This window comes from Actinocatenispora thailandica, assembly GCF_016865425.1.
Classification (GTDB): domain Bacteria; phylum Actinomycetota; class Actinomycetes; order Mycobacteriales; family Micromonosporaceae; genus Actinocatenispora; species Actinocatenispora thailandica.
On the sequence record NZ_AP023355.1, the window covers coordinates 3,318,152 to 3,344,554 of the forward strand.

A 26,403-nucleotide genomic window follows, 5' to 3' on the forward strand; every position below is an offset into this window, starting at 1 on the left:
CCGACTCCGCCGGCCCGCGCGGCGGGCCGGGTCAACTTCCCGACAGCGGGTCCCGGCGATCCGCCGGGTCGGTCAGCCAGACCAGCTCGGTGGCGCCGTGGTGCCCGTGTACGGCGAGCACCTCCTCGACGTTGTTCCACAGGCCCAGCTGGTAGATGCCGGTGGTCAGGCCACGCCAGCGGGTCAGCACCGGGCCGCCGGGGAACGCCACCCCGAACAGCACGATGCCGGTGCCGGACTGGCCGGTCGGGTCGCGGTGCCGCCACAGCGCGAACAGCCGCGGCAACTCGTCGTCGGCCACCGGCGGCAGCCGCTGACCGGTACCGGCCACCGCCGGTGCCGGGCCGTGGCCGGCGCCGGGCTGGCCGGCACCGTCCGGGTGCAGGAAGCGGTCCCGCGCCGCCGTGGCGCCGCGGTACGCGCCGGCCAGCGCGGCGCCGACCTCCCCGGCCAGGCCGATCGGGTCGCCGGTGGGCGACCGGACGCGTTCGGCGCCGGCCGCCGCCGCGAGCGCGAGCTGCTGCAGCGCGGCGGCGTACCGGTCGGCCGCGGTGCGGTCGGCGCCGGCCAGCCTCACTCGACCAGCCCGGCCCGCAGCGCCAGCGCGACGGCCTGGGTCCGGCGGCGGGCACCGAGCTTGTCGTAGAGCCGCCGCACGTGCGTCTTGACCGTGTCGGCGCCGATGCACAGCTGTTCGGCGATCTCCTCGTTGGTGGCGCCGTCACACAGCGCGTGCAGCACCTGTTGTTCCCGCCCGGTCAGCCGGATCGGTGGCCGCTGCGGGCGCCGCGGCGCCACCCGCAGCGCGCCGGTCACCGCGCCGGCGACCGCGGCGAGCAGCAGGTCGCCGTCGGCGCCGACGTCCACCACGATCACCGCGGTGTGCGGCGAGCGACGCGGGCCGAGCACCGTGATGGGATCCCGGGCGAACCGGTAGTCGACGAGCACCACGTCGGTGTGCTGTCGGGTGTAGCAGGTCAGGGCCTGGCGCGGCGTGGTGGCCAGCCTTACCAGGTGGCCGTTGCCGGTGGCGACGAGGCGTTCGGCGAGCAGGCGGGCAGCCGCGCCGGCCGGTACGCAGGCAAGTACGGTGCGGGTCGGACCCGGCGGGGAGTCAGGTCTGGCCGGGAGCGTGGCAACGCTCATTGCGAGTCCCTTCCGGAGACACGTCGAATCGGCCGGTGTCGCCCCAACGGCGGCGCGGCACGGATGGACGGCGGTGACGGACGGATCTGGACGGGCGCGGCAGGGCAACCGCGTCGCTGGCGGGTGCGGGTGTGTCGACCCGGTGCGCGGGCCGTCCGCGCCGCGCGTGGGTCGACGGCCCGGGTCGGGTCTGTGCCGCACCGGGCACCGCGGTAGCGCGCGGCGCGGCGCCGCGCGTCGGCGCATCTCGTGGTCCGATGCCGGGCATTCGGTACCTCTGCACTCCGGTGACTCTCAGCACTTCGGTGGCTCCGAGCACTCCGGTACCTTCGAGCACTCCGGTACCTGTGCGGTGGTGGCGCTGCTGCGCGGGCGGCGCCGGGCGGCGGCGGTGCCGGCCGGCTGGCGCGCAACTTTGTGCCTGCAACCTGCACAACGCAACACCCGGCGGGGAGATACGGCTCCGCGCGGATTCGGACCGGGTGCCGGCGGCCGGCGTGGCCACCCCGAGCCAAGCTCGACTACCGGTCGGCGGCGGGGACGCTACCGCGTCACCGCCGGGGCGGGTGCCGGCCGGGACACCGGAGCCGCGTCGTACCGCCCCGGGTCGTCGCCGAGCGCGACCAGGACGACCGCCGCCCGTTGTCGCGCCCGACAACCGGCACGACCGCAGCGGCACCGGCTCGGCCGTACCGGCGGGTGCCGCCGGTAGACCAGGACGGCCAACTCGTGGATTCGCCAGGACGCGGCACTCATCGGCGGACTCCTCCACCCGGGGCCAGACGCCCGGCACGCGCGCCGAGCCTGGGCTCAGGGTGCCACGCCGAATGACGGCACCGCGCCGCTTCGCCGCATCCTCACCCTCCGGCACCATCGGGCGTGTTGCCGACCGGCCGCACCGGTACGCGCCGTATCGGTGGGCCGGCGCCGGAATGCGGACCAGCGACGGCAAGACACAACCCCCGGGAGGGCACGGAGAACGTGATCCGGCCGCTGGACACGGCCGGAGCCACTGCCGCCCATCGCCACCGGCAACGGGCTTTCCGTGACCGTTCCGACACTGCCACCCGCAACTGTGCGTGGCAAGCGTGTCGGCGCAACGAAGCCGGCGTGTCGCCACAAAGGGTGAACACATAAAGACGGTGCGTCTTTGATGATCATGGCGCAAGCCGGGCCAGCGGCGTTTGCACGAGTCTGCAAGACCGCTGCCGCAACTCCGGCGGGGGCACTACGCTGACGCCGGCAACAGCCGTACATATCTCGTCAAACAGGCTGAGACACCGCCTTTTCGGGAGTGGCAGATGAACAACCGCAGGAGCGGTCCGGACACCCCGGTCGTGCTGCGCGACACCCACCGTCCCGGCCCCGCGTCGGTCCTCGTGGAGGCCAACGACCGGCTGCAGGATCTGCGCGAACTGCTCGCCGGGGCGCTGACCGGCGACGAGCCGACCCGGGCGAAGGAGCGTACCGGCGGCTGAGCTCCCGGCGCGCTCGGGCGACGCGCCGGGATGTGTCATCGTTGCGGCGTGAGTGAGCAGACCCTGCAGCTGCGGCCGCCCCGGCACCGGGTGCACCGCCGCGCCATCTGGTACTGGACCGCGAGCGCCGCGCCGCTGTGGCTGACGCTGCTCGCCGCCCAGATCGTCGCGCTGGCGCTGGGATGGGGCTGGCTGCGGCACTGGTGGGTGGTGACCCTGCCGGTCACCGTGGTGCTGGCCGCGGCGCACCTGGTGGTCATGCCGCAGTGGCGCTACCGGGTGCACCGCTGGGAGGTGACCCCGGAGGCGGTGTACACCCAGTCCGGCTGGTTCAACCAGGAACGCCGGATCGCGCCGGTGTCCCGGATCCAGACCGTCGACACCGACCGCGGCCCGTTCGAGCAGATCTTCCGGCTGACCAACGTCACCGTCACCACCGCCTCGGCGGCCGGGCCGCTGCGTATCCACGGGCTCGACCGGGACGACGCGCTGCGGGTGGTCGACCAGCTCACCGCCGACACCCAGGCCGAGCGGGGCGACGCGACGTGACCAGCTCGCCGACCGAGGTGCGCGGCCCGCGCGCCGACCAGGTGCCGCAGTGGCGCCGGTTGTCCAACCGGATGCTGCTGATCCACCCGGTGCAGTCGCTGCTGCAGTTCCTGCCCGCTCTGCTGGGCCTGCTGATCGCCGGCACCACCTCCGGCAACGGCCCGATCTACAGCCTGATCGGCGCCGCCGCGGCGATCGCCTTCGGCGTGCTGCGCTGGCTGACCACGAGCTACCGGATCTCCTCCGAGCAGGTGCAGGTACGGCGCGGGGTGCTCAACCGGCGGGTGCTGTCGGTGCGGCGCGACCGGATCCGCACCGTCGACGTCAGCGCGCCGCTGCTGCACCGGGTGCTCGGCCTGGCCCGGGTCACCGTCGGTACCGGGCTGTCGGACCGCAGCCGCAGCGACGGGCTGCGCCTCGACGCGCTGCACGCGGCCACCGCCGCCGAACTGCGCGAGGAGCTGCTGCACCGGCGCCCGGTGGACGCGCCGGCAGCCCCGGACGCCGCCGAGCCGGCCGCCGACGCGGACGCCGGAGCGCGCGCACATCCCGGCGGTCTCCCGTGGAGCGCGCCGTCGCCACCGGCCGGTACCGAACTCGCCCGGCTGTCGCCGCGCTGGATCGGCTACGGCCCGTTCACCCTGTCCGGGCTGGTCACCGTCGGCGTGGTGGGGGCCTTCCTGTCCCGGCTGGTCAACGAGTTCCACCTCGACCCCACCCGGTACGGGGCGACCCGCGAGCTCGCCGCCCGGGTGCTGCACACCTCGCTGCCGCTGCTGCTCGGCGAACTCGTGCTCGGCCTGGTGGTACTCGCCGCGATCGCGTCGACCTGCGGCTACGTGCTGGCGTTCTGGGGGTTCCGGCTGACCCGGCTGCCCGGCGGCACGCTGCACGTCAGCCGCGGTCTGATCACCACCCGGGCGATCACCCTGGAGGAGCGCCGGCTGCGCGGCGTGGAGGTGTCCGAGCCGCTGCTGCTGCGGGCGGTCGGCGGCGCCCGGTGCATCGCGATCGCCACCGGGCTGCGGGTCGGCCGGGGCGCCGAGCGCGGCGGTTCGCTGCTGCTGCCGTCCGCGCCCCGGGCCGAGGCACAGCGGGTGGCCATCGCCGTACTGGGGCGACGGGAGCCGTTCACGGTGCCGCTGATCGGGCACGGGCCGGCGGCGCGGCGCCGCCGGTACACCCGGGCGCTGGTGCCGTGCGCGCTGCTGGTGATCGCCGCGGTGATCCTGCACGCGCTGCTGCCGGTGCCCGACTGGGCACCGGTCGCGACCCTGACCCTGCTGGTGCTCGCGGTGCTGGTGGCCGCCGACCGGTACCGCGGTCTGGGGCACGCACTGGTCGGCGGCACCCTGGTCGCCGGGCGTGGCAGCCTGGTCCGCCGACGCAGCGCACTGCCCACCGACGGCATCATCGGCTGGAACCTGCGCCGGTCGTTCTTCCAGCGCCGGGCCGGCCTGGCCACGCTCACCGCCACCACCGCGGGCGGCGAGCAGGCATATCCGGTACCGGACGTGCCGCTCGCCGACGCGACCGCGCTGGCCGACACGGCACTGCCTGGTCTGCTCACCCCGTTCCTGGTACCCACCAGTTCCGGCCCCGACTCGGACTCCGGTCGTAGCCGGGTCCGACCGCACTCCGATGCCACCGACCGGGCCGCGGGTTAGCGTCGACCGGCCGGCCGGTTCCGGCGGCACGGCCGGATCGCCCCGGCCGGACCGGGCTGCTCGGGGAGGGTGGATGAGCTGGCCACGGGAGCGTCGCTGGGCCGCCGCACTGGGCACGCTCGCCGTCGCGGTGGCACTGTTCGCCGGCGCCCTCGCCGACCTCGCGACCGGTACCCGGGTCGCGGTCGCCGCGCTCGCGCTGGTCGCCGCCGCGATCTGGGTGGTACTGGTCGTCGGGCACCACACCGGCCGCGCCGGCCAGGCGGTTCTCGGCACCGCGTTCGGCCTGCTGGGCATCGCGTCGACCGCGCTCGCGCCGGACGCGCTCGGCTACCTGATCAGCTACGTCGCCCTGATCCGGCTGGCGATGCGGCTGCCGGTACGGGTGTCCGCGCCGATCGCGGCGACGCTGGTGCTGCTGCTGGGTGCCGTGCTGCTGCGGGCCGGGGTGCCGGTCGCCGTCACCGCGGTGTTCGCGCTCGGCGCCGGCTTCATGTACCTGGTCGGTGACCTGGCCGCGCTCGGTGCCGCGGCCCGGGACCGCGCCGAGCGGCTGCTGGAGCAGCGGGAGGCGACCCGCGCCGCCGTCGAGCAGGCCGCGGTGCTGCGGGAACGCGGCGCGCTGGCCCGGGAGGTACACGACATCGTGTCGCACACGTTCGCCGGCCTGGCTCTGCAGCTGGAGGCGGCCAAGGTGCTCGCCGACCGCACCGGCGCCGACCCGCGCCTGGCCGCCGCCCTGGCCCGGGCGCACCAGCTGACCCGGTCCGGGATCGCGGACACCCGCCAGGTGGTCGCGGCGCTGCGCGGTGCCGCGCTGCCCGGGCCGGCGTTGGTCGCCGCCCTCGTCGACCGGGCCCGCCGGGAGCAGGGGCTGCCGGTGGAGTACAGCGTGGCCGGCACGCCGCGACCGATCGGTCCGGAGGTCGGCCTCGCGGTCTACCGGATGGTGCAGGAGGCGCTCACCAACACGATGCGGCACGCCGGTGCCGGCGCGCGCGCCCGGGTGTCGGTGCGGTGGGCCGAGGACGAGGTCACGGTGCGCGTGACCGACTCCGGCGGGGTGCTGGCCGACCCCGGCGGGGCGGTGACCGGCGCGGCGCCGGCGACCGGGCCGGAGCGAGCGCCGACCGGCCCGAGAGGAGCAGTGCACGGCGCGGAGAAAGCGGTGACCGGACCGGGTCGAGGAGCAGCGGTGACCGCCGACCCGGCAGCCGTCGCCGAGCGGGCCCGCGCAGCCACCACGACCGAGCCGAGTACCACCCGCGAAGCGGCCGGCCACGGGTCGGCCGTGCCGCCCGGCGGGTACGGGCTCGCGGGGATGGCCGAGCGCGCCGAGCTGCTCGGCGGCGAACTCGTCGCCGGACCGACCGACGAGGGGTACTCGGTGCTGCTGCGGTTGCCGCTGCGCCCCGGGCTACCAGGTGATCTGCGATGAGTCCGGTACGGGTGCTGGTGGTCGACGATCAGCGGGTGGTCCGGGACGGGCTGACGATGCTGCTCGGGCTGCTGGACGGCATCGACGTCGTGGGTACCGCGGTGGACGGGCTGGACGCGGTGGCGAGCGCCGGCCGGCTGCACCCGGACGTGGTGCTGATGGACCTGTCGATGCCGCGCTGCGACGGACCGACCGCCATCCGACGCATCCTGGCCGACCATCCGGAAATCCGGATCGTCGTACTCACCACCTACTCCGACGACGAGTGGGTGTTCGCCGCGCTGGACGCCGGCGCCCGCGGGTTCGTCACCAAGGACGCCAGCGCCGCCGAGATCGAGCACGCGATCACCACGGTGGCGCACGGCGAGGCGCTGCTGGACCCGAGCGTGCAGCGGCGGCTGCTCGACGCGTACGCCCGCGGGGCGCCGGCCCGGGGCACGTCGGACGACGCGGTCCCGCTCACCGCCCGGGAAACCGAGGTGCTCGCGCACATCGCCGCCGGCGAGTCCAACGCCGAGATCGCGGTCGCGCTGACGGTGTCCGCCGCGACGGTCAAGACGCACATCACCCACCTGCTCGCCAAGACCGACAGCCGGGACCGCGCGCAGCTGGTGCGCTACGCGTACCGGCACGGGCACGCGCGCCCCTGACCCGGACGGCTCGGCCCGCGGTCGTAGCGGCGCATCGGAGCCTGCTCCGATGCGCCGCGGCAGCTGCGGAACCTAGCGTCTGCCGCGTGGGTTCGACGTGGAAGGGACGGCGATGACGGCGCTCAGCGGGGCCTCGACGGTGCTGGTACTGGCGATCGTGCTGGTGCTGCAGTTCGTGCCGCGGCCGGTGCGGGCGAGCCAGCTGATCTGGGTCGCCGTACTGCTCGCCGCCGGGCTGGCGCCACCCGGCCCGGCCAGGCCGACTGCCGCCGGGATCGGCCTGCTGGTCGTCTCGCTGCTGGCCTCGGCGGTTCTCGCGGTGCCGCGCGGCCGGTCGATGCGGGTCTGGCTGGACGATCGGGGCACCGCCTGGCGGCGCGGTGACCGGCGCACCCTGGGCTGGTGGCTGGTCTCCATCGCGGTCCGGATCGCGTTCGCCGCCGGCGGCGAGCTGCTGCTGGGCGAACCGGTACTGGGTGGCTCGCTCTGGCTCGGCCTCGCCGTCACGCTCGGCGTGCAACAGTGGGCGCTGGCACGACGGGTACGGGCACTGGGTGATCCGGCCAGCATCGGTACGCCGTCCACCCGCAGCCCGTCGAGGAGCGATCTTGTCCGACCCGATCGATGAGGCCCACCCGGTCGATCGGCGGCGGCCGATCGACGAGCCCTGGGCTACCCGGCCGGAGGGGGCGGCGGACCGCGACGCGGTGTCCGCGATCGTGCGGGCCGCGTTCGGCCGGCCGGACGAGGCGGACCTGGTCGAGGTGCTGCGCGGCGATCCGGGTTGGCTGCCCGGACTGTCGTACCTCGCTACCAACGCCGCGGGCGTCCCGGTCGCGTACGCGCTGCTCACCCGGGGCCACATCGGCACCAGCCCGGTCGTCGGGCTCGCCCCGGTGGCGGTCCTGCCGGCGCGCCAGCACCGCGGCGCCGGCGGTACGGTGATCCGCGCCGTGCTGGCCGCCGCGGCCGAGCGCGGCGAGACCGCCGCGATGGTGCTCGGCCATCCCGCCTACTACCCGCGGTTCGGCTTCCGGCGGGCTTCGGAGTTCGGCGTGTCGCGGCCGGACGGCTGGCCGGACGAGGCGTTCCTCGCGCTGCCGTTGGGCCCCGGCGGCGCGGTGCCGTCCGGTCCGGCTCGCTATGCCGAGCCGTTCCACTCAAGCTGAAGGGCCGCGGCCGGCACCGCTCCAGCCGAGGGGCCGCGACCGGCACCGCGGCTCATTCCCGGCGCCGTCGCGGGTCGGGTCACGTCGGCAGCCGACCCGACCCGCGGCGGGCTCAGGCGGTCACCGGCAGCAGCCGGCCGCCGGTGAGCCGGACCAGGTCGGTGGCGGTGGTGGCGAACACGGTGTGCGGGGTACCGGCGGCGGCCCACACCACCGGATAGCCGGCGAGCGCCTCGTCCACCACGGCGGGCAGCGGATGCGGGTGCCCGACCGGCGCGACTCCGCCGATCGCCTGGCCGGTGGCCGCCCGTACCTGCTCGGGCGTGGCCCGGCGCAGCGACCCACGGCCCCAGCGGCGGGCCAGCGCCTCGGTGTCGACCCGGTGCGCGCCGCTGGTCATCACCAGTACCGGTTCGTCGTCGCTGACGAACACGAGGCTGTTGGCGATCGCGCCGACCTCGCAGTCCAGCGCCGCCGCGGCCGCAGCGGCGGTGCGGGTCGAGTCGGCGAGCTGCCGGATCGTGGCGGCCACCCCGGCGGCGGCGAGCGCGTCGGCAACCAGGCGGCTTCGTTCGGGCAGGGCGGTCGGTTCGAGTCGAGTCATCTCCACCTCGCTAGTGTTTCGTATATGGAACGCTAGCGAGGTGGCTCCGATACGGTCAAGCCGGTAACGGCGGAGCGCGAGGACGATGCGGAGGCGGGCATGGAGCTGGCCGAACGGGTCGGACACCGACTGCGCGCCCTACGCGAGGCGCGGAGGTTGAGCCTGTCCGCGCTGGCCCGCCGCTCCGGCATCGGCAAGGCGACGCTGTCCCGGCTGGAATCCGGCCAGCGCAACCCGACCCTCGCCACCCTCTACGCGCTCACCACCGCGCTCGACGCGCCGCTGTCGGCGGTACTGCCGGGTCCGGACGGCGACGCACCGCCGGTGTCGGGCGCCGCGGTGGACGCCCGACTGATCGAGCGGCGGGCGGACCGGAGCCTGGTCACCGAGGCGTACCGGGTCGACATCCGGGCCGGCGCCGACCAGCGTTCCGCGGCGCACGCACCCGGCACGTACGAGCAGCTGATCGTGCTGTCCGGGACGGTTCTGGTGGGGCCGGTGGACGCTCCGGTGCCGGTGCCCGCCGGCGGGCACCTCCGGTTCGCCGCCGACGTACCGCACCGGTACCGCTCCGCCGGTGGCACCGCACACGGCATTCTCGCCGTCCACTACCCGGTCCCGGGCGGCGGGACCGGCGCCCGGGACGCCGCGGGCGCGCCCGCCGGCGACAAGGTTGCCGCAAACGGCGGACAGCGGCGGCGCGGCCGGCCAGACTGATGCGGGAGGGCCGGCCGGAACGGGGGCGACGATGGCAATCTGCGAGGTTTGTGGCAACGACTACTGGATGGCGTTCGAGATCCGCACGCTCGGGGGCCAGACGCACGTGTTCGACTCGTTCGAGTGCGCGATCCAGCGGCTGGCGCCGATCTGCGAGCACTGCTCGTGCCGGGTGATCGGGCACGGCGTCGAGGTCGGCAGCCACCTGTACTGCTGCGCGCACTGCGCCCGCGCCGACGGCGGCGACGCGGCCGAATCGATCCGCGACACGGTCGGTGCCCACCCGGGCTGACCCGCGGCGGCACCTCGTGGCACCGCGCCGGCGAGGTGCCCGGCCATCGAGGGGCGCCATCGGGGCACCGGGCCGGCGGGGGCACCGGGCCGGCGGGACGGCGGGCCATCGGAGCACCAGGACGGCGGAGCACCAGGGCACCGGGGCATCGGGGCACGGGGCCATCGGGGCACCGGGACGGCTGGATGCGCCGGGTGGACTGGCTCGCCGCCGGTCAACCGTCGGCGAGCCAGTCCAGGGTGACCGCGGCGGTCCAGGACTGGTTCGGTGAGCCGAGCGGCTCGCCGGTGAACGGCTCGACGTACTCGGCGAACCCGGCGGTACCGACCTGGTCGAGCGATGCCGCCCGCAGCGCGGTGGCCGCGCCGTCGCGGCCGGCCGCGACGAGCGAGCGCCACAGCAGCCAGCTGATCACCGGCCAGCTCGGGCCCCGCCAGTACGTGCGGGGCGCGAACGCGGGGTCGGCCGGGCTGGTGGACGGCGGTACCGGCCAGCGCAGCCGGTCGTCCCCGAGGAACCGCGGCGAGGCGAGTTCGGCGACCAGCTCCGGCAGCCGGTCGCCACCGGCGACCAACCCGGCGAAACCGGCGACCGAGCGCACCGCCACCGGGCTGCCGGCGCGCACATCGAGGTCCAGGCACAACCGCAGGCCGGGGTCGTAGCGGGCGTCGACGGCGGCCCGGCCCCGGTCGCGCCAGCCGGCGATGAGCGCCCGGTCGGCCGCCGGAGCGCCGATCCGCGCGGCGAGGCGGCCCAGCGCGTCGTTGGCGGCGACCAGGATCGCGCTGAACAGCACGTCCTTGACGACGAACGGATGCGTCGCCGCGATCCTGCCGTCGTCGTAGCCGGCCCGCCGGAGCAGCTCCACCAGCCACAGGTAGCGGTCGTACTCCGCGTCGCTCGGGCGTTGCGCCCGGTCCGCGACGTGTCCGGTGTCGCGCCGCCGGTACGGGGGCAGGTCGCCGACCGCCACCCGGGCCAGCGCCGCGTCGAACCGCGGCGAGTTGTCGGTGCCGGACTCCCAGGGGTGGTAGATGCTGACCAGCCCGCTGTCCTGCGGGTCGCGCTCGGTGGCCAGGTAGCGGTGCCAGGCCAGCACCTTCGGGTACAGCTCGGCCAGCGCCGCCTCGACCCGCTCGACGTCGGCGCCGCCGGCCGCGTCGGCGACGGCGGCGATCCGCGCCAGGGCGAGCGCGTGCACCGGCGGCTGGCAGATCCCGGAGGTGGGTCGGTCCGGCGCGGCGGCGGCCACCCGGGTGCCCCAGCGGGCCGGATCGGGAAAGTACGCCTCGGCGGCGGCCGCCGGGTCGAACACGATGTGCGGCACCATCCCGTTCGCCCACTGGCCGGCGAACAGGCTGCGCAGCTCGGTCAGCGCCCGCGGCACCGACAGGTGCGCCCAGCCGACCGCGACGAACGCCGAGTCCCAGCTCCACTGGTGCGGGTACAGCCGGGGCGCCGCCCGGGTCCAGCCGCCCGCGTCGTTGCCGGCCAGTACCGCCGCCGCCGCGGACCACAGCCGCTCGTCCACTCCGCCCCCTCGATCGCTCGTACCCCACCTCGACCGCACCACCGGCCCACGCCCCACCACCCCGCCGGCCCGCCGCCGATCCCGCCAGCCCGTTACCGCGGCCGGTCCGCCCCGCCCGTGCGCCGGCCACCGTCCGATCCCGCCGGCCCGCCCCTACCGGTTCGCCGGGCCGGGCGAACCGGCCGCCGGTTCAGGCGTCCGCGAAGTCGCTGCCGGTTTCGGCGAGCGAGCCGGTACCGGCGGTCTGCTCGGCGACGAGGGTGCGCAGCGCGTCGACCCGCTCCGGCGGTACCGCGAGGGCCAGCCGCACGCCGTCGGCGGTGTAGTCGACGGCGCGCACCGCCGCCGGGTCGGCGGCCCGGACCGCGTGCTCCAGCCCGCCGGCGTGCGCGTGGTCGGCGGCGACCGCGAGCAGCGTGACCGGCCGGCGTACCAGCACGCCCGCGGACTCGATCGCGCCGGTCACGGCGGCACGGTACGCCCGCGCGAGGCCGCCGGTGCCGAGCAGCACTCCGCCGAACCAGCGGGTCACCACGGCGACGACGTCGGTCAGCTCCGCGCCGTGCAGCGCGGCGAGCATCGGCGCCCCGGCGGTACCGGCCGGTTCGCCGTCGTCGTGGGAGCGCTGCAGCGCGCCGGCCGGTCCGAGCACGTATGCGCTGCAGTGGTGCCGGGCGTCCCAGTGCGCCCGGCGGACCTGCGCGATGACCGTCCGCGCGGCGTCCTCGTCGGCGACCCGGCGCAGCGTGCACCGAAACAGTGATCGCTTCACCTCGATGTCGTGCTCGACATCGGCCGCGACGGTCCGGAACCCGACCGTCGTCACGCCTCCCCCTTCGTCGTGACCCCAGACTAGCGGCGGACCGGGGCGATCCACGGCGGCGACCCGGCGGCCGGGTATCGACCGGTTCGCGCTGATCGGCCACCCCGATGTGTGGACCGCGGGCACCGATCGGCGCGATCGGCCGCGCGGGCCCGATGAGTTCTCGATGATGCACTCGTCAACACCGGCAGACGTCGCCCGCGGCACCCGACGCACCGGACGTCGGAGGCGCCGGCACCGTGGCACGAAGGGAAGGCACGCTGATGACCACCCGTACGACGCCGCCGAACGGCGCACCGTGCTGGCTCGACCTGTCCACCACCGACGAGGCGGCGAGCCGACGCTTCTACACCGGACTGTTCGGCTGGCACGCGAACGAACCGGTCGCCGAGTTCGGCGGCTACAGCACCTTCGACCGCAACGGCGCACCGGTCGCCGGCCTGATGCCGGCGCAGGGGGACAACGCCGGCCACGACGGCTGGGGCATCTACCTCGCCGCCGAGGACGCGGCAGCGACCCTGGACGCTGCGGCGAGCAACGGCGGTACGGTCGCCTCGCCGGCGATGCGGGTCGCCGAGCTCGGCACGATGGGTCTGGTCACCGACCCGGACGGGGCCCTGATCGGGGTCTGGCAGCCGGAGCAGCACCAGGGTTTCGTCGAGTACGCCGTGGACGGCGCGCCGGGTTGGTTCGAGTTGCACACCGACCGGTACCAGGACGTGCTCGACTTCTACCGCACGGTGTTCGGCTGGGACACCGCGACCGAGTCGGACACCCCGCAGTTCCGGTACACGACGATGCGCAACGGCGAGGAACAGCTCGCCGGCGTGATGGACGGCAGCGGCATGCCGGATGCGGACAAGGGCTGGTCGGTCTACTTCGCCGCCGACGACGTGGACGCCACCGGGGCCCGCGCGGTCGAGCTCGGGGCACGCCTGGTGCGGCCGGCCGAGGACACCCCGTACGGGCGGCTCGCGGTGCTGGACGACCCGAACGGCGCCCGATTCAAGCTGGTGGGACCGAACAACGGGTGAGCCGGTGGCTGGCCCGGCGCGGCACCGCCGGGTCAGCCGTACGGCGGGATCCCGGCCCCGGCGAGCATGGCGAGGCGGCCAGCGGGCACCCGGAGCGGAGTACCGAAAGATGTCCCGCACGGAGGGCGAAACGCCATGAAACCCGGCATCCACCCTGATTATCACCCGGTGGTGTACCAGGACCGCAGCACCGGTGAAAGCTTCCTGACCCGCTCCACCGAGACCTCCGAGCAGACCGTCGAGTGGTCCGACGGGAACACCTACCCGCTGGTCGTGGTCGACATCAGCGCGGCATCCCATCCGTTCTGGACCGGACAGCGCCGGGTGCTCGACACCGCCGGCCAGGTGGAGAAGTTCCGCCGCCGCTACGGCGACCGCGCCACCCGGCGCACGAGCTGATCCGGCGGCCCCCGAACGGCCTCCGTGCGGGTCGGCACGTGGCCCGGCCGCGGATCCCGCAGCGGGGTGCGCGACACAGCTAGCCTGCCGCCATGGACTCACCGGCGGCCAACCAGACCCTGTCCGCCAGCGCGGCGGGCGCCGATCTCGACCAGCTCGTCGAGACGCTGACCGACACCCACCCGGACGCGTACCGCGGGTTCGGCGGCGCCGTCGCGTTCTGGCGGGCGGTCGACGAGACGCGGGCGGCCATCCCGGCGTCCGGCCTGACCGTCACCGACCTGTACGGGCACCTGGCCCGGCTCGCCGCCGGCGTGCGGGACGCGCACACCGCCGTGTTCCCGCCCGGGCGCCGGTCGTTCACCGACACCTCGGCACCCCGGTACGGGATCGACTGGGACGTGGTGGACGGCGCGCTCGTCGTCGGCGCCGTGCACACCGCTGGTCACCGGCCGCTGCTCGGCGCCCGGCTGCGCGCCGTCGACGGCGTCGCGTTCGGCGAGCTGGTCGAGCGGATGCGGCGGCTGCGCGGGTACGACAACGAGCACGGCAACCTGGTGCATCCCGCTCAGGCGCTGGACGACCGGTCGGGGCCACGCTGTTGACCGGCGCCGCGGACCGGCGCCGGGTCGAGCTGACCGCCGCGGGCGGACCGGCCGAGGCGGCACTGACGCCGTGGCGGCCGGTGCCAGCCGATCGGCTGGCACCGGCGTCGCGGCTGCGGCTGCCGGAGCTGGGGCCGACCGGGATCGCGACGGCGCTGCTGGGCACCGTCGGCTACCTACGACTCGGCGAGCTGCTGGGCTACCGGGAGGCCTTCGAGACCGCCCGGGCGAGCGGCGTCGGCTGGGTGCTCGGCGAGCGCCTGGACGCGGCGCTGGAGCGGCTGGGCGTGACCCGTGCGCCGGCGACGGTGGACGAGCGGATCGCGCTCGTGCCATCAGCGAGCGACGCGGTCGCGGGGCTGCTCGAGCGGCTGCGCGCCGCGGGCGGCGACCGGCTGGTGGTCGACCTGCGGCACTGCCCGGGCGGCAACTCGATCATCGGCGAAATCCTCGCCGCCCTGCTGTACGGAGTGCAGGCGGTGCTCGACGGCGACGAGGGCTACCAGGTGCCGCGGCACTCCCCGCAGTACTTCGAGCACTACCGCGGCAGCGACGCCGCACCGGGTTACGACTTCGGCGACGAGCGCGCCTGGCGCGCGACCCGAACCGACCCGCGCCGCCGCCGCGAGCTGCGCCGGGACGCGCTGGCCGAGCTGCGCGGCGAGCTGCCCGCCCTCGACCGGCAGCTCGCCGCCGCGGACACCCTGCCGTCGCCGCGGGTGGCGGTGGTGGTGGACGCGTTCACGTTCTCGGCCGGGTTCGACGTGCTGCTCGCACTGCGCCGGCATGGCGCGACCGTGGTCGGGACCGCACCGGCTCAGGCGGCGAACTGCTTCATCGACATCCTGCCGTTCCAGCTGGAACGTTCCGGACTGCGCGGCATGGTGTCGTTCAAGTGGTCGGTCGCGCTACCGGGCGATGCGGACGACGGCACCCTTCTCCACCCGGACGTGACGCTCACCAGCAGCGAGTACGACACCGACGCGAACGCCGCGGTGCTGCTGGCGTTACGGGAGCTCGACGACGGGTGACGGCCGTACTGGGGCTGGCCCCAGTACGGATTCGGGTGCATACGGCAGTGTGTGGGCATCGTGGCTCCCGCAGCCTGGAGGGGTTCTCCCCCACCAGTCAGGAGCTGCGATGTCCGTACCGACCACCGTCCGACACGGCACCGGCACCGGCAGCGACTACGCGGAGCTGTCCCGGCGCATCGCCGCGGCCGGGCTGCTGGCCCGCCGGCCCGGGTACCAGGTGCTCGCCCTCGGTTCCACCGCCGCCCTGTACGTCGGGGCCTGGCTGGTGTTCGCGCTGGTCGGCGACTCGTGGTGGCAGCTGGGTACGGCGGTGCTGCTCGCGGTGGCGTTCACCCAGGTGGGGTTCGTCGGGCACGAGGTGGCGCACCGGCAGGTGGTCTCGTCGCGGCGCAGCGCCGATCGGATCGGGCTGATCGCGGGCAACCTGCTGATCGGACTCGGGCACGGATGGTGGGCGGACAAGCACACCCGGCACCACGCGCATCCCAACCAGGTCGGGGCCGACCCGGACGTGGCCGCCGGCGCGGTGCGGTGGACCGAGAAGCAGGCCGAGGACACCTCCGGCGTGCAGCGGTTCGTGACCCGCTGGCAGGGGGTGTTGTTCCTGCCGATGCTGACGCTGGAAGGCCTCAACCTGCACGTGGCCGGGTTCCGTTCGGCGTTCGGCGGCAAGGTTCGCCGGCCGGTGCTGGAGGGCGTGCTGCTCGGACTGCACGTGGTGGGTTACGTCGGTGTCGCGTTCACCGTGCTGTCACCGGGCAAGGCCATCGCGTTCCTGGCGCTGCACCAGGCACTGTTCGGTGTCTACATGGGACTGTCGTTCGCGCCCAACCACAAGGGCATGCCGGTGCTCGGCCCGGACGTCAAGCTCGACTTCCTGCGCCGCCAGGTGCTCACCTCCCGCAACGTTCGGGGCGGGCCGGTCACCGACTGGCTGCTCGGCGGCCTCAACTACCAGATCGAGCATCACCTGTTCCCGTCGATGCCGCGACCCGCGTTGCGCCGGGCGCAACCGATCGTCGCCGCCTACTGCGCCGAGCTGGGTGTCGACTACGAGCAGGAGTCGCTGCCCCGCTCGTACGCCAGGGCGTTCCAGGCGCTGCACGAGGTGGGTCGCCCGCTGCGCTCTTGACACCGCCGCCGGCGGCCTGAAAGCGTTGCCGCAGCAGGCATCTGGGGGTGGCGCGAGTGACGGAACCGGTGCGGGTCGACGATCTGCGGGCGGAACGGCTGGTCGATCCGATCGGGGTCGACGAACCGGCGCCGCAGCTGTCCTGGCGGCTGCACGGCACCCGACGCGGCATCGAACAGCGGGCCTACCGGGTCGTCGTCGCGGCGGACGCGGACCCGCTCGAAGGGAACGTGTCGTGGGACAGCGGTTGGGTCGCGTCCAGCGACAGCGTCGGGATCGCCTATCGCGGGCCGGCGCTGGCGCCGCACACCCGGTACGTGTTCCGGGTGCGGGTCACCGATGACCGGGGCACCGAGAGCGACTGGTCGCCACCGGGCAGCTGGGAGACCGGGCAGCTCGACGAGGCACGGTGGACGGCGAGCTGGATCACCGCGGCGAGCGAGCGGGACGCCCCGCTGCCGCCGGATCTGGACACCACCGAGCCGCTGCACTCGTTGCACCGCATCGGCGCGCCCGGCGGTGCCGCCGCGACGTTGCGCACCTCGTTCGAGCTGCCGGGCGGGCGCCGGGTGCTCGCCGCCAGGACGGCGTTCGCCGACGACGTGACGGTCCGCCTCAACGGTACCGAAGTGCCCGCCGTGGGTGACGCGGCCCGGGCGCTGCGGACCGGTACCAACGAGATCGCGGTGCACGCGCCGGACGGGCACGCGGTCGGCCGGCTGGACGTCACGCTGGACGGGCTGCCGCCGCGCACCGTCGGTACCGACGACACCTGGCGTACCGGCGACGGAGAGCTGGCGGTGTCGCTCGGGCCGCACGGCGCTCCGCCGTGGGGTCGCGCGGCGGTGACCCATCGGCCCAGCCCGTACCTGCGGCGGGCGTTCCGGCTCGACGCGCCGGTGCGGCGGGCCCGACTGTACGTCACCGCCGCCGGGCTGTACTCGATGCGGCTCAACGGAACCCGGGTCGGCAGCGAACACCTCGCGCCCGGCTGGACGGACTACGCCACCCGGGTGCCGTACCAGAGTCACGACGTGACCGCGCTGCTGCGAGACGGCGACAACGTGCTCGGGGCGGTGCTCGCGGACGGCTGGTACGCCGGCAGCGTCGGGTTCTGCCGATCGTTCCACTATGGACACATCCGGGCGCTGCGCGCCGAGCTGCACGTCTGGACCGCCGACGGGGCACACCAGGTGATCGGTACCGACACCGGATGGCGCACCGGCACCGGCGCGGTGCGCCACGCCGACCTGCAGCATGGCACCGTGGTCGACGCCCGGGCCGAACCGGCCGGCTGGGACGCTCCCGGGTTCGGCGACGACTGGCCGGCCGCGGTGCCGGCCGACGGCCCGGCCGGGCGGGTCACCGCGGCGATCGCGCCGCCGATCCGGGTCCGGCACGAACTCGCGCCGCGGTCGGTGACCGCAACCCCGGACGGTCGGCTGATCGTCGACTTCGGTCAGAACCTGGTCGGCTGGCTGCGGCTGCGGGTACGCGGCGACGCCGGCCGCCGCATCATCGTGCGGCATGCCGAGGTGCTCGACCACGACGGCGAGCCGTACCTGGAGGCGCTGCGCACCGCCCGCGCCACCGACGAGTACGTGCTGGCGGGCGGCACCGACGGCGAGGTGTTCGAGCCGGAGTTCACCAGCCACGGCTTCCGCTACGCCGAGCTGACCGGCTGCCCGGCCGGCGCCGAGATCACCGCCCTGGTCGCGTACGCGGACATGGCCGCCGCCGGCGAGTTCGGGTGCTCCGACCCGCGGCTCGACCGGTTGCACGACAACATCCTGTGGAGCCAGCGGGGCAACTTCCTCGCGGTACCGACCGACTGCCCGCAGCGCGACGAACGGCTCGGCTGGACCGGCGACGCGCAGGTGTTCGCGCCGACCGCGGCCTTCGGCTACGACGTGGCCGCGTTCCTGCGCAAGTGGCTGATCGACGTGCGCGACGCGCAGCGCCCGGACGGTGCGATCACGCACGTCGCGCCGGACGTGCTCGGCGGCCAGTTGGACACCCCGCAGTACGGCAGCCCGGGCTGGGGCGACGCGATCGTGCTGGTGCCCGCCGCGCTGCACGCCGCGTACGGCGACACCCGGGTGGTGCGCGAGTGCCTGCCGGCGATGCTGCGCTGGCTGGACTACCTGGACCGCCCGGACGCGCCGCGCCATCCCGGCGGCGGGTTCGCCGACTGGCTCGCGGTGACGCCGACCGACAAGGACGTGGTGAACGCCGGGTACCTGGCGCACTCGGCTCGGGTCGCGGCTCGGCTGGCGCGGCTGGTGGGCCAGCCGGACGCCGCCGCGCACTGCACGGACATCGCCGACCGGGCCGCCGCGGCGTTCCGTGCCCGGTACGTGGGCGGGGACGGGCGGGTCGCCGGCGGCACCCAGACCGGGTACGTGCTGGCGTTGCGCGCGGGGCTGGTGACCGAGGCGGAGCGGCCCGCCGTGGTGCGCCGGCTCGCCGCCGAGGTCGCGGCCCGCAACACGCACCTGAGCACCGGTTTCCTCGGTACCCCGTGGCTGCTGGATGCGCTCGCCGACGGCGGCCGGCTGGACGTCGCCTACGCGCTGCTGCTGCGCGACACGTACCCGTCCTGGCTGTTCCCGGTGGTGCACGGGGACGCCACCACGATCTGGGAACGGTGGGACTCGTGGAGTCAGGCGCGCGGGTTCGCCGACGCCGGCATGACCTCGTTCAACCACTATGCGTACGGCGCGGTCGGCGACTTCCTGCACCGGGTGGTGGGCGGCCTGGCGCCGGCCGAACCCGGGTACCGGCGGATCACGGTACGGCCGCGGCCCGGCGGCGGGATCGACTCGGCGGACACCCGACTGGTCACCGGCTACGGTCCGGCGGCGGTGCGGTGGCAGGCCGAACCGTACCGGTTGGCGGTGGAGGTACCGCCGAACACCACCGCGGACGTGCACCTGCCTGCCGGGGTGGAGCCGCCGGGCACCGACCAGCCGGGCGTGCGGTCGGTGACGCCGGATGCGGCCGGCGGCACGGTGGTGTGGGTCGGCTCCGGAACCTACGAGTTCGCCGGCTGAGCGGCGCATCCGGCCGCGAGCGTCCAGGTCGGCGGCCCGGCGGCGAATCCGCCGGGCGACGATCCACGCGCCGGGGCGGTGCCGGACGACCACGCCGCCGCCGGGGCATCGGTCCCTGTCCCCGCGACGGCGCGAGGCGACGCACTGCATCGGCCGGTCCCGGTGGGCCGTGGTGTCGGCCGACCTGGCCAACCTTACTGACCTGTTAGTCTGTTACGCATGGCCGAACGGACCCCGCGCGGCACCGCGCGCGACCGACTCGTCGAGACCACCGCCGCGGTGATCTACCGCCGCGGCGTCACCGCGACCGGAGTGGACACCATCACCGCGGCCGCCACCGTCTCCAAGCCCACCCTGTACGCGCACTTCCGGTCCAAGTCGGAGCTGGTCACCGCGGCGCTGGCACGGCAGGCCGAGACCCGGCGCGACGGGCTCACCGGCTACCTCGCCGGGATCGCCGACCGGCCGCCGGCCGAGCGGATCCTCGCGGTGTTCGACTGGCTGCGCGACTGGCACCGGGACGCCGGGGCGCGCGGCTGCGCGTTCCTCAACGCGGCCGCCGAACTGGTCGAGTCCGACGACGCCGCGGCCCGGCAGGTGATCCGGGAACACAAGCGCTGGTGGGCGGACACGTTCGCCGAGCTGGCCGGCGAGGCGGGCGCCCGCGACCCGGCCCGGATCGGCGAGCAACTGCTGCTGGTGCTCGACGGGGCGAACGCGCGGGTGCTCGTCGAGGGCGACGCGGCCGCGTTCGACACCGGCCGGCAGCTCGCGGCACTCGTTCTCGCCGCCGGGCTGCCGCGGTGACGGTCACGGCGGCGCAGGCCCGCCCGCTGCTCGTCGCCGCCGGGCTCGCCGCCGGGCCGGCGGTCGCACTCGGCCTGGCCCGATTCGCCTACGCGCTGGTACTGCCGGCGATGCGCACCGACCTGTCGCTCAGCTTCGCCACGGCGGGCGCGTTGAACACCGCCAACGCCGCCGGCTACCTGCTGGGTGCGCTCGTCGCGGCGCCGCTCGCGACACGGCTGGGGCTACGCACCGGGTACCTGGTGGGCCTGGTCGTGACCGCGGCGGCGGTGCTCGCGTCGGCCGGCACCGGGTCGGTGCCCGTACTGGCCGTGCTTCGCCTGGTCGCCGGCGCGGCCGGCGCCGTCGCGCTGGTCGTCGGCGGTGGCCTCGCCGCCCGCGCCGGCCGCGACGCGAGCGCCGGCCAGGCCACCCGACTGCTCGCCGTGTACTTCTGCGGCGGCGGTGCCGGCATCCTGCTGTCCGGCCTGACGGTCCCGCCGGTACTGGCCGTGCTCGGCTGGCGGGGCGCCTGGGTGGTGCTCGGGGTGCTGGCGTTCGCGGCGCTCGCGGTCGCGGTGCCGGCGGCCCGCGCGGTACCGGCCGAGGACGAGACGGCGCACCGGTCGGCCGGTGGCCGGCTGCCGCTGCGGCCGTTGCTCCCGCTGCTGGTGTGCTATGGCCTGTTCGGTGCGGGCTACATCGCCTACATGACGTTCATCGTCGCGTACCTGCGGGCCGAGGGCGCCGGCAGCGGTACCGTCACCGCGTTCTGGGCGTTGCTCGGCGCGGCGGCGACGGTGGCCGGTTTCCTCTGGGCACCGCTGCTGGCCCGGTTGCGCGCCGGCCGGGGCGTCGCGCTGGTGCTCGCGGTGCTGGTGCTCGGCGCGGGGTTGCCGCTGCTGCCCGGCGGGCTGCCGGTGGCGATCGTGTCGGCGGTGCCGTTCGGCGGCGCGTTCCTGACCGTGGTGACGGCGGTGACCGCGGCGGCCCGGCAGCACCTGGCGCCCCGGCACTGGACCGCTGCCATCGCCGCGCTGACCACCGCGTTCGCCGCCGGACAGTGCGTCGGTCCGGTGCTGTCCGGGGTGCTGTCCGACGGCCCGGGCGGGGTGCGGGCCGGTCTCGCGCTCGGCGCCGCGCTGCTCGCCGTGGCGATCGGCGTGGCCGTCCTGTTTCGCGACAGCTCGCCCCGGAGGTCGTGACCCGAAACGGGTCCAGGCCCGCGACCGCTCGCCGCGCAGGTCGTGGCCCCGGCACGGGGCCAGAGCTGCGGTCGGGCCGGCCCCGGGTGCCGGCCCGCCCGCAGGTCGTCAGGTGGAGTAGGCGGCCAGTTCCAGGACCCGGCTGTAGCCGTGATCGTTGGTGTCGGTGATCGACAGCCGCAGCGCGGTGGTGCGCACGGTCGCGAACGTCGACTCGACGTGGCCGGCGGTGTTGCCCCGCACGCTGGCCACGGTGCGCCAGCGCGCACCGTCGGCGACCTGCACGTCGTAGTCGCGCAGCCCGAACCGGCTGGCCGGATACCGTGCACTGTCCAGTGTGTACACCACGACCCGGTGCAACGCCACCGGATGCGACCAGCGCGCGGTCAGCGTGTCCGGGAACTGCCTGCTCGTCCCGTCGTTCCAACCGCCGACGCCGTTGTGCCAGTACGCCGAGTCGGTGACGCCGTCGTTGGTGTAGGAGGCGGCCGACCCGTTGTGGTCGCTGGACGACTCCATCGTCGCCAGGCGCACCCAGTCGTCGGTCTGGGCCAGCGGCACCGCGGTCGTGGTACCGCCGGCCGACAGCCGCAGCGTTCCGGCCTTCGCGCCCGGATCGGTACGGGTCGCCGTCACCCGCACCGTGACCGTCTCCCGACCGGCGATGCGGACCCGCCGCCGGGTGACCCGGGCGGTGAACCCGTCGGTGACGCTGACCCGGGGTACGACGGTGGCCGCATGCGTGCCGAGATTGTGCAGCCGGAAGTCGGCGGTGATCGGCTCGTCGCCGAGCACCGGGACCTCGGTGCGCGGGCCGTTGATCGCCAGCTGCACCGGGCCGGGGCGCGGCGCCGTGCTCCTGCTGGTGGCCGTCAGCGTCCACTCGCCCGAACCGACCCGCCAGCCGTCGCCGTCCCGGCGGGCACCCCGGGGCGGGCGTACCGCGGTGACCCCCGGCGGTGCCACCAGCAGCGCCGTGGTGCCCACCGGCACCGTCGCGGTGAGCCGGAACTCGTGGCCGCGCCGGGACCACTCGGCGCCCGCCGGGCCGTACGGGGTGTGGTACCGCACGTGCGCCGAGGTGAGGTCGCCGACCGGTACCGGCGCGATCAGCAGGTCGTGGTAGCCCACGCTGCCGCCTGCCGCGGCGAGGCCACCGACCCGGGTGTGCAACCACTCCTCGATCGCGCCGAGCATCCAGTGGTTCTGCGAGCCGTACGCGGTGGGCCCGTCCCAGTACTCGGTGAGCGAGGTGGCGCCGCACACCAGCTGGTAGCCGTAGCTCGGATCGCCGGTGGTGGCGAGAACGTCGGCCACCACGTCGTCCCGGCCACCGGCCGCCAGCGCCCGGAACACCGCCGGCAACGCGATCTCGCCGACCGTCAGGTGGTTGCCGAAGGCCCGGATCTGGCCGATCAGGTGGTCGAGCACCGCGGCGCGCTCGGCGGCCGGGACCACCCCGGCGTCCAGCGCGAAGGCATCCGCCGCCTGGGTGCCGTTGGCGTAGCGGTGCCCGTCGCGATACCTGGTGTCGAACGCGGCGGCGATCCGGTCCGCCAGCCGGCCGTAGCGGGCCGCGTCGTCCTTCTCGCCGAGCGCCGTCGCCACCTCGGCGAGGCCACGCGCGGCACGCAGGTACCCGTAGCTGGCCGCGACGCCGGTCGGCGTGTTCTGACCCAGCTCGCCCCAGTCGCCCAGCCCGTAGTCGAGCAGGTCGCCCGATGCCCGGCCGGACAGGTAGTCCAGGTAGCGCCGCATCGCCGGGTAGTTGTCCGACAGCACCCGATCGTCGCCGTAGCTGCGCCAGGTGGCGAGCGCGGCCAGGATGATCGCGCTGCCCCAGTTCGGCTCGTCGTGGCTGCCGCCGGAGAAGTGCGCGTACTGCGGGGCGATGTCCGGGACCAGCCCGGTGTCCTCCTGCGCCTCCCGCACGGTGCGCAGGAACTCGGCGAACCAGGCGGCGATGTCGTAGTTGCGGTTCAGCGTGGCGAAGTTGAGGTGCGTCTCCTCCAGCCAGCCGAGCTTCTCCCGGTCCGGGCAGTCGGTCGGCACGCTGAACATGTTGCCCTGCACCGAACGGTCGATGATCCGGTGCACCCCGTCGTACAGGTCGCTGGAGCTGCCGAACTCGCCGGCCGGCTCGTTGTCGGTCCGCAACACGATCCCGCGCAGCATCGAGCGGTCCGGTTCCGCCGGCAGCCCGGTCACCTGGAGGTAGCGCATCCCGTGGTAGCAGAACTGCGGATGCCACACCTCGGTGCCGTGCCCGGCCAGCGTGTAGTGGTCCACGATCGGCGGTGACGTGGCCCCACCGGCGATCATCGTGCCCTGGTCGACCAACCCGTCGGGTCCGAGCCGCTCCCCCGGCAGGATCGTCACCTCGGTACCGGCCGGGCCGGCGACCCGCAGCTCCTCCCAGCCGGCGATGTTCACGCCCAGGTCGAACACGTGGGTCCCCGGCTTCGGCTGGGTGATCGCCACCGCCGCCACGGTGTCGACCGCCCGGATCGGCGGGCACCGGCGCGCGGTGAGCGCGGTGTCCGCGGCCTGCGGACCGGTGATCACCGCCGCACGCCAGCCGGACAGGTCGGCGCCCGGACGCTGCCAGCCGGCCGGCTCGCGCCGCGCGTCGTGGTCCTCCCCGCCGTACCAGGTGGCGAACGTGGTCGGGCCGAGCGTGGTCCGCCAGCGGGTGTCGGTGCCGATCGTCTCGCCGTCGATCTCCAGCTGGGCGAGCAGCTTCGGCGGCCCCTGCACCCCGACGTACTTGCGGTACCGGTCGGGCGTGTCCGGCACGTTGAACGTGCCGTTGCCCAGCCGTACCGCGAGGGTGTTGGCGCCGTCCCGGATCATCCCGGTGACGTCGTGGCAGGCGTAGACGACGCGGGCGGCATAGTCGGTGTTCGGCGGTTCCAGCACCGCGTCGGTGACCGGCTGACCGTTCAGGGTGGCGTGGTAGATCCCCACGCCGGTGAGGTACAGCCGGGCCCGGCGCACCGTGCCGGCCCGGAACTGCCTGGCCAGCAGCGGAAGCGGCGTGTCGGTGGGAACCGGCAGCCAGTCCGGGTGAGTGATCCAGCGTGCGGTCCAGTCCTCGGCCGACAGCAGCCCCAGCTCGAAGCACGCGGCGTCGCTCCAGTCACCGACCCGGCCCGCCTCGTCCCACACCCGCACCTGCCAGCAGACCCGGTCCCGGGAGTGCAGTGTGCTGCCGCGGTAGCCGACCTGGGTGCTGTCGGCGGACTCGACGCGCCCGGAGTCCCACAGGTCCGGTGCGGACAGTCCGGCCTCCGTCGACGCCGCGCGGACCTGGTAGCCGGTCTGGCGCCGGTCGGTACCGTCGCCGGCCAGCCACCAGGACAACCGCGGCGCGGTGTCGTCGATGCCGAGCGGATCGGCGAGGCCGTCGACCCGCAGCCGGTACGGTCGCAGCGGTGCTCCGGCCGGCCCCGCGGTCGCCGGGCCCGGCGGTACCACACCGAGCGCGGCCGAACCGGAGCCCGCGGCAAGGGCCGCCAGTGCGGTGCGTCGCTTCATGCCGTCCCTCGCTCCGCCACCGGGTCGGTGGCCGACGCCGGTTCGTCCCGCCAGCCGCGGCTCGCCTCGATCTGCTCCAGGGTCTGGCCCGCGGTGCGCGGGCCGAACACCACCCCGATCAGCCCGCTGACCGCCTGCAGGATCACCAGGATCAGGGCGAGGTAGCGGAAGCCGGCGTTCGCGGTGATCAGCGGAACGAAGAAGCTCCAGATCCCCAACCCGATGCGCACCACGGCGAAGGTGAAGCCCTGCGCGGTGGAGCGCAGCACCGTGGGGAACAGCTCGCCGGACCACAGCTGGAAGAAGTGCTGCTGCCCGAAGCCGGAACCGAACCCGATCAGCAGCACGTACGCCAGCGCCACCGGCAGGTTCAGCGGCAGCACCACGAACAGCCCCATTCCGAGGAACTGCAGCACCACGCTGACGCCGAGCAGCACCCGGCGGTTCACCCGGTCGTTGAACGGCATGTACACCACCAGGGTGCCGATCACCGTCAGCCCGAAGCTCACGCACTGCAGGCCGACGCTCGCCGCCTGGCTCTGCGCGCCGAAGGTGCTCAGCAGGTACGGGAAGTAGAAGCCGTTGGTGCCGGCGAACAGGTTCCACACCCCGTACATGCCGATGCAGAACAGCAGCGCGGTCGTGCCCCGCCGGGTGAACAGCGCGGCGATCCTGGCTCTGCCACCCGCCGCGGCGGACCTGCTGGTGGCACGTCGCCAGCGCACCGACTCCGCGACGCCGTGCCGCAGCACCCAGGTGACGATCGCCACGAGTAACAGGTGGATGAACACCAGCCGCACCCCGAGCATGCCCAGCGACGAGAGCGCGAGCGACAGCAGCAGGGTCACCACCGGGCCCAGGTTCCACAGCACCTGGGCGAGCCCACCGAGCCGGCCGCGGGTTCGGGCCGGCGCGAGTTCGGTGATCAGCGTCCAGGACGCCGGGACGTCGGCGCCGACCGCGAGACCGGCGAGAATGTAGCCGACGAACAGCATCCAGGTGTTGACCGCGCAGATGATCCAGAGGATGCCGAACGCGTACAGCAGCAGATCCCAGGTGTAGATCTTCTTGCGCCCGAACCGGTCGCAGATCCAGCCACCGATCAGCGCGCCGATCCCGGCCGAGATCGCGTTGGAGCTGAACGCGCCGAGCAGCCCGACCGTGCTGCTGGTCAGCCCGAACTTGTGCGACCACAGGCTCAGCCCGACCGAGCCGGCCACGATGGACCCGGCGTCGATGTAGCTGGCCATCCCGGCCACCGCCGTCCACTTCCAGTACCGCCGACGCTCGGCGCCGTCGTCCAGCACCGCGTCCGCTGCCGTACTCATCGGCGTTCCTCCTTCGTCGGAACACCGACGAGGCACCACACGCAACGCCACCGATTCACTCGCTCACGCTCACTCATGGGCGTTCCTCCTTCGTCGGAACACCGACGAGGCACCACACGCAACGCCACCGATTCACTCGCTCACGCTCACTCATGGGCGTTCCTCCTTCGTCGGAACACCGACGAGGCACCACACCCGATGCCACCGATTCACTCGCTCACGCTCA

25 protein-coding genes are annotated in these 26,403 nt (G+C 74.7%); 17 read left to right on the forward strand and 8 right to left on the reverse strand.

Translation table 11 applies throughout. The features are described 5' to 3' along the window. Positions 1-31: 31 nt before the first annotated feature. From Athai_RS14755 to Athai_RS14765, 3 genes are all read right to left on the reverse strand, one after another. Positions 32-577, reverse strand: coding sequence for a hypothetical protein (locus Athai_RS14755; RefSeq protein ID WP_203962016.1), 546 nt, complete (start codon positions 575-577; stop codon positions 32-34). After that, a complete protein-coding gene (locus Athai_RS14760; protein WP_203962017.1) occupies positions 574-1,146 on the reverse strand; it encodes a helix-turn-helix transcriptional regulator in 573 nt (190 codons plus the stop codon). Before Athai_RS14760 ends, Athai_RS14755 begins: the two co-directional genes overlap by 4 nt. 543 nt (positions 1,147-1,689) lie before the next feature. Then, positions 1,690-1,902 (reverse strand): hypothetical protein, encoded by a 213-nt coding sequence (locus Athai_RS14765; RefSeq protein WP_203962018.1) that lies wholly within the window; start codon positions 1,900-1,902, stop codon positions 1,690-1,692. A 545-nt stretch (positions 1,903-2,447) separates the two neighbouring features. On the opposite strand from Athai_RS14765, the gene Athai_RS14770 reads away from it, so the two are divergent. The 7 genes from Athai_RS14770 to Athai_RS14800 all read left to right on the forward strand — a co-directional run bounded on the left by Athai_RS14770 (position 2,448) and on the right by Athai_RS14800 (position 8,097). Beyond that, positions 2,448-2,624, forward strand: coding sequence for a hypothetical protein (locus tag Athai_RS14770; protein WP_203962019.1), 177 nt, complete (start codon positions 2,448-2,450; stop codon positions 2,622-2,624). A 48-nt stretch (positions 2,625-2,672) separates the two neighbouring features. Then, positions 2,673-3,173, forward strand: coding sequence for a PH domain-containing protein (locus tag Athai_RS14775; RefSeq protein ID WP_239156944.1), 501 nt, complete (start codon positions 2,673-2,675; stop codon positions 3,171-3,173). Next, positions 3,170-4,840, forward strand: coding sequence for a PH domain-containing protein (locus Athai_RS14780; protein WP_239156945.1), 1,671 nt, complete (start codon positions 3,170-3,172; stop codon positions 4,838-4,840). The genes Athai_RS14775 and Athai_RS14780 overlap by 4 nt, the downstream gene beginning before the upstream one ends. Before the next feature lie 73 nt (positions 4,841-4,913). After that, entirely contained in the window at positions 4,914-6,278 is a 1,365-nt protein-coding gene (locus Athai_RS14785) for a sensor histidine kinase (protein ID WP_203962021.1), read from the forward strand. Then, positions 6,275-6,928, forward strand: a complete 654-nt coding sequence (locus Athai_RS14790) for a response regulator transcription factor (RefSeq protein WP_203962022.1) — start codon at positions 6,275-6,277, stop codon at positions 6,926-6,928. The genes Athai_RS14785 and Athai_RS14790 overlap by 4 nt, the downstream gene beginning before the upstream one ends. A 112-nt stretch (positions 6,929-7,040) precedes the next feature. Next, complete coding sequence (locus tag Athai_RS14795; RefSeq protein ID WP_203962023.1) at positions 7,041-7,556, forward strand: hypothetical protein; 516 nt, start codon at positions 7,041-7,043, stop codon at positions 7,554-7,556. Further along, entirely contained in the window at positions 7,537-8,097 is a 561-nt protein-coding gene (locus Athai_RS14800; protein WP_239156946.1) for a GNAT family N-acetyltransferase, read from the forward strand. Before Athai_RS14795 ends, Athai_RS14800 begins: the two co-directional genes overlap by 20 nt. A 112-nt stretch (positions 8,098-8,209) precedes the next feature. Here the strand turns inward: Athai_RS14800 and Athai_RS14805 are convergent, their stop codons facing one another. After that, positions 8,210-8,701: a YbaK/EbsC family protein gene (locus Athai_RS14805; protein WP_203962024.1), complete on the reverse strand. Its 492-nt coding sequence runs from the start codon at positions 8,699-8,701 to the stop codon at positions 8,210-8,212. Between the two features lie 99 nt (positions 8,702-8,800). Between Athai_RS14805 and Athai_RS14810 the strand changes: the two genes are divergently transcribed. Then, positions 8,801-9,418: a helix-turn-helix domain-containing protein gene (locus tag Athai_RS14810; protein WP_203962025.1), complete on the forward strand. Its 618-nt coding sequence runs from the start codon at positions 8,801-8,803 to the stop codon at positions 9,416-9,418. 31 nt (positions 9,419-9,449) lie between these two features. Further along, positions 9,450-9,710, forward strand: a complete 261-nt coding sequence (locus Athai_RS14815) for a Prokaryotic metallothionein (protein WP_203962026.1) — start codon at positions 9,450-9,452, stop codon at positions 9,708-9,710. Positions 9,711-9,924: 214 nt separating this feature from the next. Here the strand turns inward: Athai_RS14815 and ggh are convergent, their stop codons facing one another. Together ggh and Athai_RS14825 are read right to left on the reverse strand one after the other, a co-directional pair. Continuing rightward, on the reverse strand, positions 9,925-11,241 hold the full coding sequence (gene ggh, locus Athai_RS14820) for a glucosylglycerate hydrolase (RefSeq protein WP_203962027.1): 1,317 nt from the start codon (positions 11,239-11,241) through the stop codon (positions 9,925-9,927). Between the two features lie 190 nt (positions 11,242-11,431). Further along, positions 11,432-12,067, reverse strand: coding sequence for an IMPACT family protein (locus Athai_RS14825; protein WP_203962028.1), 636 nt, complete (start codon positions 12,065-12,067; stop codon positions 11,432-11,434). 260 nt (positions 12,068-12,327) lie between these two features. Between Athai_RS14825 and Athai_RS14830 the strand changes: the two genes are divergently transcribed. From Athai_RS14830 to Athai_RS14865, 8 genes are all read left to right on the forward strand, one after another. After that, positions 12,328-13,098 carry a VOC family protein gene (locus Athai_RS14830; RefSeq protein ID WP_203962029.1) on the forward strand — a complete coding sequence of 257 codons (771 nt, stop codon included), beginning with the start codon at positions 12,328-12,330 and terminating at the stop codon, positions 13,096-13,098. Between the two features lie 135 nt (positions 13,099-13,233). Next, positions 13,234-13,497: a type B 50S ribosomal protein L31 gene (locus tag Athai_RS14835; RefSeq protein ID WP_203962030.1), complete on the forward strand. Its 264-nt coding sequence runs from the start codon at positions 13,234-13,236 to the stop codon at positions 13,495-13,497. 92 nt (positions 13,498-13,589) lie between these two features. Next, positions 13,590-14,102, forward strand: a complete 513-nt coding sequence (locus tag Athai_RS14840; protein WP_203962031.1) for a hypothetical protein — start codon at positions 13,590-13,592, stop codon at positions 14,100-14,102. Next, positions 14,099-15,133, forward strand: a complete 1,035-nt coding sequence (locus Athai_RS14845; protein ID WP_203962032.1) for a S41 family peptidase — start codon at positions 14,099-14,101, stop codon at positions 15,131-15,133. The genes Athai_RS14840 and Athai_RS14845 overlap by 4 nt, the downstream gene beginning before the upstream one ends. A gap of 109 nt (positions 15,134-15,242) precedes the next feature. Then, on the forward strand, positions 15,243-16,268 hold the full coding sequence (locus Athai_RS14850) for a fatty acid desaturase family protein (protein ID WP_203962033.1): 1,026 nt from the start codon (positions 15,243-15,245) through the stop codon (positions 16,266-16,268). A gap of 56 nt (positions 16,269-16,324) precedes the next feature. After that, entirely contained in the window at positions 16,325-19,321 is a 2,997-nt protein-coding gene (locus tag Athai_RS14855; RefSeq protein ID WP_203962034.1) for an alpha-L-rhamnosidase, read from the forward strand. Between the two features lie 219 nt (positions 19,322-19,540). Next, a complete protein-coding gene (locus Athai_RS14860) occupies positions 19,541-20,128 on the forward strand; it encodes a TetR/AcrR family transcriptional regulator (RefSeq protein ID WP_203962035.1) in 588 nt (195 codons plus the stop codon). Beyond that, positions 20,125-21,312: a YbfB/YjiJ family MFS transporter gene (locus Athai_RS14865; RefSeq protein ID WP_203962036.1), complete on the forward strand. Its 1,188-nt coding sequence runs from the start codon at positions 20,125-20,127 to the stop codon at positions 21,310-21,312. The genes Athai_RS14860 and Athai_RS14865 overlap by 4 nt, the downstream gene beginning before the upstream one ends. A gap of 108 nt (positions 21,313-21,420) precedes the next feature. On the opposite strand, the gene Athai_RS14870 is transcribed toward Athai_RS14865, so the two are convergent. Together Athai_RS14870 and Athai_RS14875 are read right to left on the reverse strand one after the other, a co-directional pair. After that, a complete protein-coding gene (locus tag Athai_RS14870) occupies positions 21,421-24,849 on the reverse strand; it encodes an alpha-L-rhamnosidase (protein WP_203962037.1) in 3,429 nt (1,142 codons plus the stop codon). After that, entirely contained in the window at positions 24,846-26,177 is a 1,332-nt protein-coding gene (locus tag Athai_RS14875; RefSeq protein WP_203962038.1) for an MFS transporter, read from the reverse strand. Before Athai_RS14875 ends, Athai_RS14870 begins: the two co-directional genes overlap by 4 nt. Positions 26,178-26,403 lie beyond the last annotated feature (226 nt).